Source organism: Paenibacillus sp. plas6 (assembly GCF_057221655.1).
On record NZ_CM170151.1, the window covers coordinates 1,209,053 to 1,225,107 of the forward strand.

The 16,055-nt window shown below is 36.7% G+C and carries 14 protein-coding genes; 7 read left to right on the forward strand and 7 right to left on the reverse strand.

All coding sequences use genetic code 11. The features are described 5' to 3' along the window. From AC2TDL_RS05440 to AC2TDL_RS05465, 6 genes are all read right to left on the reverse strand, one after another. On the reverse strand, nucleotides 1–1,521 hold the full coding sequence (locus AC2TDL_RS05440) for an ATP-binding cassette domain-containing protein (RefSeq protein ID WP_484699183.1): 1,521 nt from the start codon (nucleotides 1,519–1,521) through the stop codon (nucleotides 1–3). Nucleotides 1,522–1,631: 110 nt separating this feature from the next. Next, nucleotides 1,632–2,726, reverse strand: a complete 1,095-nt coding sequence (locus AC2TDL_RS05445; RefSeq protein ID WP_484699184.1) for a sugar ABC transporter substrate-binding protein — start codon at nucleotides 2,724–2,726, stop codon at nucleotides 1,632–1,634. Between the two features lie 224 nt (nucleotides 2,727–2,950). Beyond that, nucleotides 2,951–3,601 (reverse strand): hypothetical protein, encoded by a 651-nt coding sequence (locus AC2TDL_RS05450; protein ID WP_484699185.1) that lies wholly within the window; start codon nucleotides 3,599–3,601, stop codon nucleotides 2,951–2,953. Between the two features lie 156 nt (nucleotides 3,602–3,757). Beyond that, nucleotides 3,758–4,531, reverse strand: coding sequence for a DeoR/GlpR family DNA-binding transcription regulator (locus AC2TDL_RS05455; protein WP_484699186.1), 774 nt, complete (start codon nucleotides 4,529–4,531; stop codon nucleotides 3,758–3,760). 74 nt (nucleotides 4,532–4,605) lie between these two features. Beyond that, complete coding sequence (mutT, locus tag AC2TDL_RS05460) at nucleotides 4,606–5,001, reverse strand: 8-oxo-dGTP diphosphatase MutT (RefSeq protein ID WP_484699187.1); 396 nt, start codon at nucleotides 4,999–5,001, stop codon at nucleotides 4,606–4,608. A 310-nt stretch (nucleotides 5,002–5,311) separates the two neighbouring features. After that, nucleotides 5,312–7,018 (reverse strand): methyl-accepting chemotaxis protein, encoded by a 1,707-nt coding sequence (locus AC2TDL_RS05465; protein WP_484699188.1) that lies wholly within the window; start codon nucleotides 7,016–7,018, stop codon nucleotides 5,312–5,314. A 533-nt stretch (nucleotides 7,019–7,551) separates the two neighbouring features. Between AC2TDL_RS05465 and AC2TDL_RS05470 the strand changes: the two genes are divergently transcribed. The 7 genes from AC2TDL_RS05470 (at nucleotide 7,552) to AC2TDL_RS05500 (ending at nucleotide 14,898) form a co-directional block, all read left to right on the forward strand. Further along, nucleotides 7,552–7,983 carry a hypothetical protein gene (locus AC2TDL_RS05470; RefSeq protein ID WP_484699189.1) on the forward strand — a complete coding sequence of 144 codons (432 nt, stop codon included), beginning with the start codon at nucleotides 7,552–7,554 and terminating at the stop codon, nucleotides 7,981–7,983. Next, nucleotides 7,962–9,998, forward strand: coding sequence for a transglutaminase domain-containing protein (locus AC2TDL_RS05475; RefSeq protein WP_484699190.1), 2,037 nt, complete (start codon nucleotides 7,962–7,964; stop codon nucleotides 9,996–9,998). Before AC2TDL_RS05470 ends, AC2TDL_RS05475 begins: the two co-directional genes overlap by 22 nt. Before the next feature lie 274 nt (nucleotides 9,999–10,272). Further along, nucleotides 10,273–11,322 carry a siderophore ABC transporter substrate-binding protein gene (locus tag AC2TDL_RS05480; RefSeq protein ID WP_484699191.1) on the forward strand — a complete coding sequence of 350 codons (1,050 nt, stop codon included), beginning with the start codon at nucleotides 10,273–10,275 and terminating at the stop codon, nucleotides 11,320–11,322. Nucleotides 11,323–11,344: 22 nt separating this feature from the next. Beyond that, nucleotides 11,345–12,361 carry an ABC transporter permease gene (locus tag AC2TDL_RS05485; RefSeq protein ID WP_484699192.1) on the forward strand — a complete coding sequence of 339 codons (1,017 nt, stop codon included), beginning with the start codon at nucleotides 11,345–11,347 and terminating at the stop codon, nucleotides 12,359–12,361. After that, nucleotides 12,358–13,425, forward strand: a complete 1,068-nt coding sequence (locus AC2TDL_RS05490; protein WP_484699193.1) for an iron chelate uptake ABC transporter family permease subunit — start codon at nucleotides 12,358–12,360, stop codon at nucleotides 13,423–13,425. The genes AC2TDL_RS05485 and AC2TDL_RS05490 overlap by 4 nt, the downstream gene beginning before the upstream one ends. Continuing rightward, nucleotides 13,422–14,177 carry an iron ABC transporter ATP-binding protein gene (locus AC2TDL_RS05495; protein WP_484699194.1) on the forward strand — a complete coding sequence of 252 codons (756 nt, stop codon included), beginning with the start codon at nucleotides 13,422–13,424 and terminating at the stop codon, nucleotides 14,175–14,177. The genes AC2TDL_RS05490 and AC2TDL_RS05495 overlap by 4 nt, the downstream gene beginning before the upstream one ends. Nucleotides 14,178–14,196: 19 nt before the next feature. After that, nucleotides 14,197–14,898 (forward strand): dihydropteridine reductase, encoded by a 702-nt coding sequence (locus tag AC2TDL_RS05500; protein WP_484699195.1) that lies wholly within the window; start codon nucleotides 14,197–14,199, stop codon nucleotides 14,896–14,898. A gap of 134 nt (nucleotides 14,899–15,032) precedes the next feature. Here the strand turns inward: AC2TDL_RS05500 and AC2TDL_RS05505 are convergent, their stop codons facing one another. Further along, entirely contained in the window at nucleotides 15,033–15,878 is an 846-nt protein-coding gene (locus tag AC2TDL_RS05505) for a protein phosphatase 2C domain-containing protein (RefSeq protein WP_484699196.1), read from the reverse strand. Nucleotides 15,879–16,055: the final 177 nt, after the last annotated feature.

The following is a 16,055-nucleotide window of genomic DNA, read 5'->3' on the forward strand; positions in this document are numbered from 1 at the left end:
CTATTGAGTAGCGAGCTGCATAATGTTTTCTTGATTCGCTTGCTCAATTGGCAGCTCTCCTTTAATACTGCCCTCTGCCATAACATAGACGCGATCACTCATGCCTAGCACCTCGCCAAGCTCTGAGGAGATCATAATAATACTCATGCCCTGCTCGATCAGCTTGTTCATAATCGTATAAATTTCATATTTTGCACCGACATCAATTCCTCGTGTCGGCTCATCAAGAATGAGCAGCTTTGGCCCAACAAACAGCCATTTTCCTAATGAAACCTTCTGTTGATTACCACCACTTAAGTTGCCAACTATTTGCTCAATTGATGGTGCTTTTACATTCATCGATAGCTTATATTCGTTAGCCACCTTCACTTCTTCATTTTCATTAATAACTCCGCTGCGAGCGATTGCATTCAAATTCGCAATAGTAATATTGTTTTTAATATTCTGGATTAGAAACAGTCCATCTCCTTTGCGATCCTCTGTTACATAGGCGATACCAGCCTTTATTGCATCACTTGTATGTCTAAAGTTACGAACAACCCCTTCAACGATAAGCTCTCCTTGTAATTTGTAGGATTTTGGATTGCCGAAAATGCTTAATGCTAATTCAGTTCTGCCTGACCCCATTAAGCCCGCAATTCCAACGATTTCCCCTTTTCTTACATACAAATTAGCATTTTTGACCACTTCTCTGCTCAATTGAACATCGTATGCGCTCCAGTTACGAATTTCTAAAATAGGTTCGCCAAACTTCTTATTCTGACGTTTTGGATAAATATCTTCTAATTCTCGTCCCACCATATGCTTAATGATCGCTGCCTCTGTAATTTCACCCCTTGCTGCATCTAACGTACAAACCGTTCTGCCATCACGTAAAACGGTAGCTTTGTCGGCAATTGCAATGACCTCTTTTAGCTTATGGGAAATCATAATACAAGTAATACCTTGCTTTTTTAGCTCAAATAAGAGATTAAGCAAATTTTCACTATCATTTTCATTTAACGCTGCAGTCGGTTCGTCTAAAATAAGCAGCTTAACGTCTTTACTTAATGCCTTTGCAATTTCGACAAGCTGTTGCTTACCTACTCCTAAATCCTTAATTAACGTTTCAGGATTTACATTTAATCCGACTTTATTTAGCATACTTTGTGCCTTTACGATCGTTTGGTTCCAATCAATAACTGAACCATTTTTAACTTCATTACCAGCAAAAATATTTTCGTAAACCGTTAAATCTGGAAACAGCGCCAACTCCTGATAAATGATGACAATGCCAGTCTTTACACTGTCACTAATTTTCGCAAAAGATTGTACTTTCCCATCAAAAATGATGTCGCCAGAATATGTGCCATAAGGATAAACACCGCTTAACACCTTCATTAGTGTCGATTTTCCTGCACCATTTTCACCGACTAAGCAATGAATTTCCCCTCGCTCTACCTTAAAGCTAACATCCGATAACGCCTTGACACCTGGAAATTCCTTCGTAATATTTTTCATTTCTAAAATAATGTCGCTCATACTCTTCACTCCTTAGATGACCAACAATGATGGGATCGTAAACAGCTTCGTGCTACGATCCCCCTAATATTAACGATTCCGTCTAAGTAAGAAGCAGGCAGCAGGCACGATTATAGTCCGCTAAATTCGCTAGCTTTATAATAATCAGAATCGATAATTTCTTTTTTAACATTGTCCTTATCTACTACAATAACGTTTGTTTGCTTAGCACTTACTTGTTTTTTACCGTTGTCATATGAGCCAGTAGTAGATGGTGTTTTATCCTCAAGAATGTCGATTGCCATTGCAATTGCATCCTTAACTAAAGTGCGCACATCTTTGAATACGGTCATTGATTGTTTGCCATCAATGACGTATTGAATTGAAGCTTTCTCAGCATCCTGACCTGTAACGACATAGCTAGTAATTGCTGAATCTGCAGCAAATACATCAGCGATAGAACGAGCCGTACCATCATTAGGAGCTAAAATTAATACATCACCTTTTAGCTCATCTGAAACAGAAGTTAGATGAGTTTGAGCTTTGTTTTTCGCTTCGTTTGCATCCCAGTTTGTTGTTACTTGACCGATGATTTTTGCCATTTCATCGCGTGTTAATTCACTCTTACCTTGTAGTGCAACAGCTTCACTAGAGTTAGCAATAACGAATGTACCGTCAACGAATTTTGGCTGTAATACTTCCCATGCTCCTTCAAAGAACAAGAAAGCATTGTTGTCAGAAGCTGCTCCAGCATACAGATAAAGCGGTTGAGCGCTTCCTGCAGCATGGTCAATTAAATATTGTGCTTGCGCTGCACCAACGGCTTTACTGTCAAAGGTTACATAATAATCAACTGCATCAGTACTTGTAATTAAGCGGTCATAAGCAATAACCGTAATTCCTTCTTTCTTTGCAGCCTCTACTGCACCTGCTGCTGCATCACCATCTTGTGGACAAATTATTAATACTTTAATGCCTTTATTGATTAATGTTTCTACATTTTCTTTCTCTTTCGCAGAAGAGCCCTGACTAAACAAAATTTCAGTTGTATACTTGGTATCCTTTAAAGCTTCTTTAAATCGTTGTTCATCCTGAACCCAACGAGGCTCATCCTTCGTTGGCAGAACAATACCAATACTAATTTTTTTGTCGTTGCCGCCGCATGCAGCAAGCAAAGCAGCTACAAGCATCATCATTAAAACTAATGCAATGCCTCTTTTCTTCATCCTTTTGATCCCCTTTCATAACTTTTATCATTCACAAACCTCACAAATTAGTGGGCTTGAGCAAAATATACCACCTTTTGAATGCGCTTTAATTTACAATAACAAGTAATCTTTTAAGATCATCTGTAGATTTTTAACAATAAAAAAACAAGGTGCTGGACTTCATTTCCTGCACCTTGTTTTATGTTGTAAATATTTATGTATATAATCTCCCTCACTGCAAATTAAAATAACAGTTGAGGTATAAAGCTAAACAATATGATATACCCAGCTATGGCAACGATAAAATATAAACTTAGCTTTTCATGTGCTACGCGATACAGCTCTGCACCTGCAACTAAAGTCAACACAAGCAAGATAAGCAGCGTGATGCTAACAATTAAAATAGATAGACTAAAGCTAACGGACAGAATGCAGGCAAGCAAATAGCCAGCACAGCCAATATAGTGAATTCCACCAATCCGCGTTACAAATGCTTTAATTTCTGGCTTACCCCCGCTTTGCCACCAGCTTACAAGCCACACTACGCCTAAGAGAGCAATAATTCCCCATAATCCAGTTAACAGAAGCTTACTGTACGTCGCAAAAAATAAAGAACCACGAGAGCTAGCAGCCCCAAATAAACTTGCCAGCTCATAAAATGGATTGAGGAATTCGCTTATTCTTTTCGTTACTAGCAGCGACCATAGCAAAAAAGCTACATAGGAACTTGCAAGTCCGATAATTCCGTAGAGAAAATCCTTGTCTGACAGCTTTAAACTTTCTAAAGGATTGACGATTAACCTCACAATCCTTTTATAATCGATCCCTTGCGAATTTTGCGTCACAGAAATCGGTTCAACGCTTTCAAGCCCTTCATTGCGTTCAGTTTCCATAAAAACTCCTCCCTTTTTCATTAACTACTATCAACTTTATGCGCAGCGTCTAGATATATACTAAACCAAAATAAGGGAGTTAGGCACTACTTTTTTACAAAAAAATCTATTTAATTACATCAATTTTACCAACGTTTTGAAAAGCAACCTATATGTTTATACCTCTGCGATGTATAAAGTAATATCACGCTCGCTCATATAAGTTTTCCACTCATCGCTACATTTGCTGTCCGTAATAATTGCATAAACATCATCTAAGGAGCAAATGTTAGCAAAAGTAGGCTTGCCAAATTTAGAGGAATCCACTAAAAAAATCGTTTCATCTGCTCGTTCCATCATTTTTCGAGAGATTGTCGCTTCTGAAAGCTCATAATCTGATATTCCATCAACTAGTGAAATACCGCCAGCCGAAATAAAGGCTTTATTTACTCGTAATTGATTCAGAACTAACTCAGCAAGTGGACCAGAAGCAGACTTCTGATGTCGATTCACCTCACCGCCAACAAAAAATATACGACCAGGAAATTGCTCTAATGCAAGCAGTATTGCTGGTGTCGAATGCGTAACAATCGTTACATCAGGACGATCAGTTAAATTGCGAATGATCTCCAGCGCAGTCGTACCATTTCCCAGCATTATTGTCTCCCCGGGTTTAATTAGCGATGCAGCTAATTTTCCAATCGCTTCTTTTTCCGCTTTATACAACTGCGTTTTCTGTTCAAATGGAAGCTCCGAAGAATCTGCTCTAACCTTAACAGCTCCACCATATACTTTTCTTAATTTCCCTTCACTGCTTAAACGCTCAAGGTCACGTCGAACCGTTTCTGTCGATACATCAAATTCTTCTGCTAAAATATGAACTTCAACCTTACCGTCTCTATTTAAGTATTCGAGAATTTTTTTCTTTCTTTTTTCATAAGACAATGACATTACTTTCACCCTAGCTTGATTTTCTATTTGCTTTCACTCTTTTTAGCGATAACTCCGGACGACAACAAGTATCTCTACTCGCAATAATCGGCTATTACTTTTTTCGCAATCGGAATATCTGCTGGTAACAGCTCGTATTCCAGCAACTCATTTATTTTAACCCACGCCAATTTATCATGTACGGAGATTTGAATGTCTCCGCCAACAATAGTGCAATAATATGCAATTAAATTAATATGCATATTCCCATAATCATGGGTTACTTCTGTGCAAAATTTATCTACTGTTACGTCAATGCTTAACTCTTCTTTAAGCTCTCTAGCAAGACAAGCTTGCGGAGTTTCATTTACTTCTATTTTTCCGCCAGGAAACTCCCAGCCACCAGCCATATTTTCTTTTTCTGCTCGTCTTGTAATTAAAACTTTGTCCTTATCTAAAATTACCCCTGCAGTAACTTTTATTGTTCTCAATCGCCTTACACCTCTTTATTACTTTAACTATCATCATAGCATAGCTATGTAAACACAACAAAAAAACCGTCTTGCTAAGGACGGTTAGTATAGCCAAGTACATCTGGTATCCGATATTTTGCTACAACTGCTAGCCTTTAAGTACAATTGTATCAAGCTGGAACTGAAGCCCTTCCTCTCTGCCGCGATGTGCAAATTCGGTAAATTTATTCAAATATTTCCATAAAAAAAGCATCGTTTATATAAGCTATCTACTTATATAAGCGATGCCCTTTTTTATCTGTCCGTTTTCAAAACAACATTAATTTAATTAATCCAATTCTGAAATTAGCATATCAATTTGTGCAATGACCTCTTGCGAAGCTTGTTCAATGGATTCCAAATGTTTTTCAGCAAGATGAATGTCCCCTTTAAGATAAGCCTCAGCCGCTAGACGAGCATGCTGATGCACAAGTTGATGTGGTTTATCTAAATTGTGATAGGATTGATATTTTTGGAATCTTCTATTGCTTTCCTCGCTGAAATACCATTTGCCCAGTCTGCAATCGCGATAGGAACTAACATCTTCTGGATCCACCTTGTCGTAACCCATTATCATACTATAAATTCGCCATTTCCACATAATATGATCTGATTTTGTTAGTTGAAGCAGAGCTTTCGTGGAAAGTCTAATATTATTAGAAAATATCGTTTTTCTAAAAGCTTCTATACGTTTGCTAAGCTCATATACATCGTTTCCTGTTTTAATTGATAAATTCTTAGCATTGCTTGTCAATTCTGCAACTTGGATTATTCTGTCAGTTACATCATTAACCGCCGCTGCTTGTTCTTGCGAAATCTCAGCGATTTTCTCAGTTGCTGCATTAACTTCAGAAATTTCCTCTGTAATTTGGGTCAATAACGGCAATGCTTCCTCAGCTTCCTTTACCCCGCGCTTAATTACGTGTTGAGTAGAATAGATCGATTTCGACACACTTTCGGAAACACGACTTACTTCTGCCACATTTTTGCTAACAACCTTTAGCGAGTCCATTGTAGAGTTAGCAAGCTTACGAATTTCTTGGGCAACTACTTCAAATCCGCTGCCTATATTTCCTGCATGAGCCGCTTCAATCGAGGCATTTAAGGCCAGCAACTGGGTTTGATTCGCAATATTATCAATAAGACCTACGATATTTTGAATATTCTCTAAATAGTTTTGTAATTCATTAAAACTTGCAATAATTTGATCAAAATGTTTATCAGAAGTAATAATTTCATTTAACGCGACGGAAATGATTTGCTTACCTTGCTCGGTATCCTTTACCACATTTTCTGTTTTCTCAGCAACATTTATTGCATTATGGGCAACTTCATCAACAGAAGCCGCCATTTGTTGAGCAGCAGTAGCAACGTTGTGTGATAATTCATTTTGTTCTTCTAACTTCGCTAAAAGGTCCTTTACGTATATAATATCTGAAATTTTTCCCATCAGTTGCGTCATACCATCTGATGCTGATTCAATCATGCTTTCTGTAAATACTTCTACTAATATTTGCTGATCTATATTTACAGCACGTTGTAATGACTCAAGCAGTTCAATACACCTATGAGGAAAAATTCCTTTTTCGGATAATACATGGGTAACAAAAAGGAAATGAAGCTGATTAAAAACTACAACGAGCTTACTAACATTGTAGCCTTTAAGCTTTAACTCTTTAAAAAATGGAAGAATACGTTCTACATACTCCTCAGTGCGTGACTCGTTTAAAAAAGTACGTAAATACTCCTCAATTAATTGTCGCTCGATTGGTTTATCTGAATAAGTCAGTAGATTAACAGTATACCCATAAAACAAATCTGCAGCTTCTTCAAGCACAGACTCTAGTAACTGAGCTAAAGACTCCATGTTTGATTCATCAGTAGTTGTAAAGTGGTTATATGAAAGAGTGTCATTAAATCTACTTTTAAGTGTAATATCTGAACCAAATTTTAATAACTGCTCTGTACTTGCCTTCGGTTTAAACTTATTTAGCATATCTTCTCTCCTTATTAAATCAAATAAATAGAAATCAATTGAATTAGACCGGTATCCAATCCCTAATATAAATCATTTAATGGATTACTAATATATAATTATAAAATTAAGTATTTATCAATATGATTATGCATTAATTTTAGTCATTTTGTGAAACAAAAAGCGTGTTACACCATAAATTTGCATTTAAACATAAAAAAGTGGGCAAATTCGCTCACTCTTAGCAAAAACTATAGCAATCAAAATAAAAATCACTCTAATCAACAGGAAACTAGTCAACAGGAAAGTCAAAAATAACCACTGCAAAAGTTATAGAAAAAAATACGTGTTGCTTAAATGAAATTTAGGTACTATATCCTATACTCTTTTATATATAATAAAGATTAATCCTACATAAGTTAGAATTTTCAACAAAAAATTCTCTTTTATTTCCTTTTTTAGAATTTTTAAACATAATAATACAGGATTTTTTACCTAGAAAAAGCTATATTTATAGTATCGTTTTACACTCTTATACTAATGGAGGATCTTGAATGAACATTAAATCTATTCGAAACGTCTTAGCTACAACAACGTTATCAGCTATGCTCGTACTTTCAACAACAGCTCCTGCTGCACTCGCTCAAGAAGTTAATTCTACACCAGAACAAGCTCTAACTCAAGAAGCTGAAGTTACAGTTTCAAGCGAAGTTCTTTTACCGAAAGCTGAATCTGTAACCTATGTTCAAAAGTTACCACTAGCAGGTACAGTTAATAACATCGGTGAATATTCGAATTTTAATGATTTAACTAGTGCAATCATTAACGAAAACATCAAAAATACGAAAAGTTTTTCATTCACTTATAAAGGTGATATGACAAACTATGTAAATGATTTTCGTGATGCATATGATAGTGCACTAAAATCAGCTGGTAATGACTATGTATACGGTACTATTAAATCTTGGAAGTATTCGATCAGCTAGGCAATGTTACGATATCATTCACATATCAAGGTACTCCTGAACAAGAAGCTTATGTAACCGAACAAGTAAAATTAATTGCTGCGTCATTAACTAAAGATGGAATGTCTGATTTTGATAAAGTTCGTGCGGTTAATGACTATGTTGTAACACATACTGTTTACTCCAAAACTGCTAAAACAACTCCTCACCATATTTACGCTTATCTAAAAGAAGGTAAAGCTGTTTGCCAAGCATATGCATTGTTAACGTATCGTTTGCTTGATGAAATGGGCGTTGAAGTTCGTTATGTTACTGGATTTGGTCAAAAAGAAGCCCATGCTTGGAACTCCGTAAAAATAGATGGCAAATGGTATCATATGGATACAACTTGGAATGATGGAAATGATTTTTACGGGAATACCTCATATAAATATTTCCTAGTTACTTCTGAAACACTAGCAAAAGATCATACTTGGGAGCAAGATGATTATCCTGTAGCTACAGATGATTCTTATAGTTACTTGCATGACGTATATATGGGCGTTGAATATAAAGGAACTGTTTATTATAGCAGCTATGCCAATAATAATAAGTTCTATAAACTTGATCTAAGTACAAAAACTAGCAGTGAAGTACTTAATAAAAGGGTTTTATATTTAGCAGCGCATAACGATAAAAATTACTTCTCGGATTATTCCAATGGCGGTTATTTAACTGCTTATGACATTAAAACAAACGCTACAGAAGTGGTCGATGCCACTTATGCTGTAAACCTTAATATTGTAGACGATGTTTTAAAATATAAAGATAAAACTAGCGGAAAACAAAAATCATATGAATTACCGCTAACTGAAGATCAACAAAAAGTTAAGTCTGTGAAAAACGCAATCAATGCTATTAAAACTACAAGCAAAACTTTTATAGGAGATGTTGATAAAGCTTCAGAATTATTCACTGCGCTAGATGAAAATCTAAAAAGTGAAGTAACTAACTCCGTAACATTATCAAGCTACGTTGCACAAGCAGAAAAAGCAAAATTAGTTTACAATGCTATTAACGAGTTAGATGGCTCATCTGTTGAAGCTATTCAAAAAGCACGTGAGGCTTATGATGAACTAACTAAAGCTGAAAAAGTTTGGGTTTCAAACTACACTACATTAACGAAAAAAGAAGCTGAGGTTAAAGCCGCAGTTACTGCCATTGCAGCTATTGAAGCAATTGATCCTGTAAGCACAAAATTTGTTTCTCAAGTAACAGCTGCTCGCACAGCTTACACTAAAGCAGGCGCTAAACAAGACTTAGTTACAAATTACGAAACATTAGAGAAACTTGAAGCTCAAGCAGAAGTAATCACGCTAATTTCTCAACTAAAAACAGCAAACAAAACATATATTGCTGATGTAACTGAAGCAAAAGCTGCATTTGACGCTTTAGAAGCAAGCGACTATGTAACAAATGATGCTAAAACAAAATTAAGCACAGCAGTTGAAGCAATTAAACCAGCCCAAGATGTTGTTGCACAAATCGACGAGTTAGATGGCACATCTATTCAAGCTATTTTAGAAGCACGCGAAGCTTATGATAACTTAACTAAAGCAGCAAAGGTTTGGATTACAAATCTTGCTGATTTAACTAGTCTTGAAAAAACTAATGCCGCAGTAATTAAAGTTATCGGTTTAATTGAGACAGCTAGTGCTACTGATGTTTCTAAATCTACGTTCTTAACAAATGCTCTAGCAATGAAAAAAGCATTTGTAGCATTAACAGATGATCAAAAAGCATCCATCACAAATGCTGATGATTATAATTACTATGTTGCCCTATATGAAATTAAAAACGCACAAAAAACCCGCAAATGGACAGAAGTAACTGTTGAAACATTTGAGGCACTTAGTCTTACAGGCGTAACAGAAGATAATTTGGAAGCTGTTATTGCTGGCTTCAATGCATTAAAAGCTGGTACAGGAACTTCTACAGTTGAAGAGATTCAAGAAAAAATCACTTCCTTTGTATCTAATCCATCTGAAGGAGAATAAGTTCAGCTTAAATCTTTAAACGACTGTAAACCTTCATCATTTATACGGTCTTAAAAACACAATGGACAACCAGTCTTCGATATTTTATCGAGACTGGTTGTTTTTTTGTCCTCTTACTTAATTAGTCTCCATATACTTTTATAAATGTAATAACTAGAAAACTTCTCCTAAAAATTAAATTTCAGTATTGATATTTATGAAAAGAGAAGCTATAATGATAAAGGTCTGTTAATGATAATCATTATCAATAAATAAAAAGGGAGAGAAATACATAATGAAAAGATTTTCAACAATCATTCTATCTGCTATTCTTGTGTTTGTATTAGCTGCTTGTGGTAATACAAACAATGCTGCAAACAGCTCAAGCGGTAGCGGAAGCAATTCTGCCTCTAATGCTGCAGCAACTAATGAGCCCGCTGTTACTGGAGAAGCAGCACCTACTACAATTGAAATTACAGATGCCCATGGTACTGTAACTGTTCCAGTTAATCCTAAAAATGTCGTCTCTCTAGATAACAGAACTTTTGAAACACTTGAAGCTTGGGGAGTTAAACTAGCTGCAGTTCCTAAAGCTGTTATGCCGGATGAACTAAGCTATGTTCAAGATGAGAATGTACAAGATATCGGTAACCATAGAGAACCTAATCTAGAAGTTATCGCTGCTGTTAACCCAGATCTTGTAATTGTTGGTCAGCGTTTTGCAAATTTCTATGAAGATATTAAAGCACTTGTTCCAAATGCTGCAGTCATTGATATCAATATCGACGTATCTGCTGGAGACGGTACTGCAGGTGAAAACTTAGTTAATGGCTTCAAAAACGTAACGACTATGCTAGGACAAATTTTTGATAAAAATGCTGAAGCTGAAGCATTAAACGCTGAGTTTGATCAAGCGATTGAAGCTGCTAAAGCTGCATACAATAATACGGATAAAGTAATGAGCGTAATTGTTTCTGGTGGTAACATTGGTTTTTCTGCACCACATAACGGTCGAGTTTGGGGTCCACTATACGATATCTTTGGTTGGGTACCAGCTCTAGAAGTTGAAAATGCAACTACTGACCACCAAGGTGATGAAGTCTCTGTAGAGGCTATCGCACAAAGCAATCCAGATTGGTTGTTTGTACTAGATCGTGATGCTGCAACTTCAAGCGGTGAAGAGAGCGTTCCAGCACAAGATGTAATTGCTAATGCACCAGCTCTACAAAATACAACCGCAGTATCTAAAGGTCAAATCGTGTATGCTCCTGCTGACACATACACAAATGAATCTATTCAAACATTCATCGAAATCTTCGAAAGCATCACTGAAGCTTTAAAGTAGTAGAATAAAGGAGATACAACCGGTGTCCAAGAATGTTATCGCTGAGGTTGAGAGTTACTCTCAACCTCTTTCTGAATATAAGAAGAAATTATGGACGTTTCCTTTTATCCTGGCAGTTATTGTCGTATTACTTCTTGGTGTCATTTCCCTATTTACTGGTGTCTATGATATTTGGAACCAAGCTGATGGCTGGGACATGTTCTTCATCACTCGTGTTCCTAGAACGATAGCCCTAATGCTCACTGGAGCAGCGATGGCGATGACAGGACTGATCATGCATCTAGTAACTCAAAATAAAATGGTAGAACCAACTACAATCGGAACAACAGAGTGGGCTGGCTTAGGATTGCTTGCCGTCTATCTCTTTATTCCTAGCCCTTCTTTGGTATTGCGTATGACTGGAGCGATCGTCTTTTCCTTTGTTGGTACAATGATTTTCTTCCTTTTCTTAAGAAGAGTTAAACTTCGTTCCTCTCTGATTGTACCGATTATAGGATTAATGCTTGGGGCAGTCATTTCAGCGTTTTCTTCCTTCGTTACACTTTACTTTAATATGTCTCAAGTGATTGAAGGATGGTTTATTGGTTCATTTGCTCCTGTCCAAAAAGGCAGATATGAATATTTGTGGATTATCATTATTGTTACATTAATTATTTTCTTATATGCCAACCGCTTGACGTTGGCTGGCCTAGGTGAAGATATTTCGAAAACATTAGGCGTTAATTACAATGCTCTTATCCTATTAGCCAATGCACTGATTGCCATTACTGTAGGGGTTGTTTCTGCAGTCATCGGTAACATTCCATTTTTAGGGTTAATTGTCCCTAACATCATATCAATGATTCGTGGAGATGATTTACGAAGTAATCTACCATGGACATGTGTGCTGGGGATGGGCATAATCACTCTATGTGATATTATATCTCGAGTCGTTATAATGCCTTTTGAGGTTCCTGTCTCATTGATACTTGGAACGTTTGGGGCAATCGTGTTTATCTTAATTTTGCTAAGACAACGTAAAAGCAGGAGGCTGAGATGAGTACATTAGAATCCCAGTTAAATATGAATAGCAACTTTAACCCCAGCCTTGCTGTTAGAACTTCGAGAACAACAAATGCATTTGCTAGTAAAAGACAAAAAAGACGTTATTGGCTAATATTATTAGGTTGTATTAGTTTAGGTGTACTGGCATCTCTCGGATTATTACTATATAACAATCCTGTTCCAGTTGATTCGCCTTCTTTTATCCCTGTTGTTAAACGACGATTGACTGCGATTATTGCAATGCTTGTCGCAGCGCTTTGTCACAGCTTTTCCACTGTAGCGTTTCAATCTGTAACGAGTAATCGAATTATTACTCCTTCATTACTTGGTTATGAATCGCTATATTCATTTATTCAAACAAGCACATTGTTTTTCTTTGGTGCTGGTGCTCTGGTTAGTTTTACAGGAACAGGAGCCTTTTTCTTTCAAGTTGCAATGATGATAACACTAAGTTTAATTCTATATGGCTGGCTTTTGGCTGGAAAATATGGAAATTTGCATTTGACGTTGCTTGTCGGAATTATAATCGGTGCAGGGTTAAGCTCCGTTTCAGGCTTTATGAGACGCGTGCTATCCCCGTCAGAGTTTGACCTTTTACAATCAAGGCTGATTGGCTCAGTCAACAATGCGGATTCAGAATATTTTCCGATCGCCATTCCGCTTGTTATTTTGACTGTTTTATGCTTATTCTTCTTTTCTAAAAAGCTGAATGTATTATCGCTTGGAAAAGATGTTGCAACTTCCTTTGGTGTTAAATATCAGACAAGCATTATATTTGTACTAGTTTTAGTTGCAATTTTAATGTCTATTTCTACTTCGTTGATTGGTCCAATGACCTTTTTTGGTTTTTTAGTCGCTATGCTAAGTTATCAGGCAGCACCAACCTTTGATCACAGATACGTATTTCCAATGGCATTTGCAATTGGATATGCCATTCTTACTTCAGCATACTTCTTACTGTATCATCTGTTTAATGCTCAAACTGTCGTATCTGTTATCATTGAGCTGTTCGGTGGAATTATATTTCTTATTGTTATCTTAAGGAAGAGGTCACTATGATAAATATTAAAAACGCTAGAAAATGGTATGGTGATGAGGTCAAAATTGGACCTTTAAATATCGAAATTCCAAAAGCAGGGGTTACTTCGTTAATCGGACCTAACGGTGCTGGAAAGTCAACAACTCTGCTTATGATCGGAAGATTGTTAAATATGGACGAGGGTCAAATTACAGTCGCCAATATGGACGTTACAACCTCTAAATCTAAAGATTTGGCTAAAATTTTGACTATTCTAAGACAGGAAAATCATTTTGTGACTAGACTTACAGTCAGACAGCTCGTCGGATTTGGCAGATTTCCGCATTCAAAAGGAAGATTAACGAAAGAGGATGAAATGATCATCTCCAAATACATCGATTTTCTTGAACTTACGGAGCTTGAACATCGGTATTTAGATGAACTTTCAGGCGGACAAAGACAACGAGCTTATGTGGCAATGGTGTTATGCCAAGAAACGGAGTATGTGCTATTAGATGAACCGCTAAACAATCTTGATATTGCCCGTTCTGTACAAATGATGGAGCATTTAAGAAAAGCAGCTGTCGAGTTTGGCAGAACTTTCGTAATGGTCATGCACGATATCAACTTTGCAGCAAAATACTCCGATCGAATTTGCGCAATGAAGCATGGACAAATTGCCGCATTCGGAACTGTTCAGGAAATTATGAGGTCAGAAATTTTAACGGACATCTTTGAAACTAAAGTTGATATTATTGATGGTCCTTATGGTCCTCTAGCAGTGTATTATTAAAAGTAGGAGACGATTACTTATGCAAATCTTCTGGTTAAAAATTAAAAAGATTGTAGAGGAAACATCTGAAGTCAAAACATATTTACTTGAACGCCCGACGGAATTCACATGGGAAGAAGGCGCTCATACGCATTTTGCAATGAAAGGCTTTAATGCAGGAGACAAGCCAAATCGCAGTCTCGTTCGTCATATGTCGATTTCTACTATCCCTTCGGAAGATGTGATTGGCATTACAACGCGAATTAAGGAACAATGCTCTGAGTTCAAATCTATCTTAAAAGGACTCAATATTGGCGATGAAGTTGCACTTTTCAAAACACATACCAATATGCCGTTAAGACGTGAAGGAAGAAAAGTATATCTGCTTTCTTCGGGAGTCGGTATCGCTACTTTCCGTTCGATTGCCTTAAATTATTTAAGTGATTCCGATGGTGTCGAGCATCTACATTCTTTAAACATCGATTCTAAGCAAGAATTCTTATTTACAGATGTGTTTACTTCTAATGCAGATAAAAACTTTACTGCCCTGTTTGTAGATAATCGTAAAACATACTATGAGGAATTAGAGAAGCTTGCTGCTGACAAAGAAGGAATATTCTATGTTGTAGGTAGCGATGAATTTTTAGTGCAAAACATCGCCATCTTGCGTGAAAAAGGTATTCCTGCAGCCCAAATTATGCTTGATAAACGTCCTGATCAAAAAGCAGAGCTTTTAGCATAAATCTACGATATAAAGACAAGAGCGAAAAAGTAAGTCATGTTGTAACTGCTAATCGTTAGAGCAATCAAATCTAACTTTTTGGCACACAACCTCTCTGCCTTACCCTTTCGCTCTTTTGGTTTTACAAATTCAATTTAAAATACTATCTTAATCCCTGTTTTATCATCCGATATTTTTAAACGCATATATTTCTCGCATTTTGCATCTGCCTGCTCTTCTTCAAGCAGCCAATTTGCATAACCTGTGAAAGACATCTCATCAATTAATGATATCGTTTTAGTCCACTGCTCTTCTTGAGAAGAAGCCATTTCTGAGGGTAAAAACAATCCATCGCTCATAATGTAAATCGCCTGTAATCCATTCCTATTAATTGAGCCGTATTCTAAAAAATGAATAAGCTCAGGCTGCCCATTCACAACGGAATATCCGCCAACTTTATTAGCCATAAATCGATTGCTTCGCAGTGTCGGTTTAATAAGCTCCACGATTTCAGCGTGACTATAGCTTGCTTGCTCCTTATAGTGCTTATACAAGGCAAGAGAACGCTCTCCAATTGGAGCAACCTGATCTCTTGTAATTAAGCGAATGTCTCCAGTTTCATATTTAGCGATGATCATGCAATCTGCGGCTTGTACATAGTCAATACGATACTCTGATATTTGTATACACGCTAGTGCACAGCTCCATAACGCAGCAGCATCGTCGGTATCAATATGAGCGTTCTCCATTTCTTCACGCAGTACTTGATTTGCGTGTAAAACTGCTTCAACTAATGAGCTATTGGCATTACTGTTATCCTCTAACTCACGTTTCACGATTTGCGCTGCTAAATAAGCACCTGTTTCTCCATTACTTCCTTGATAAGGATATAACGAGGTTGCACCATCGAGGACACCAAATCTAGCTAAACTTTGATTTTGAACAAGTGCATCCTCGTACCATGCGTGATTTCCTTTTAGTCCAACTGTTTCGATAAGCATATTAATGACTCCTATTCTTCATGTGAATATATCTTCAGTAAGCTTAATTATTCATGATTCCTATTATACTTTGAATGATGGCTGATGCAGACTTTATTTAAAATTGACTCTGTATAATTTTTCTATTTCATATAATGTAAGCGATTACTATAATTTGTGGGGTTAAAACCTTTAATT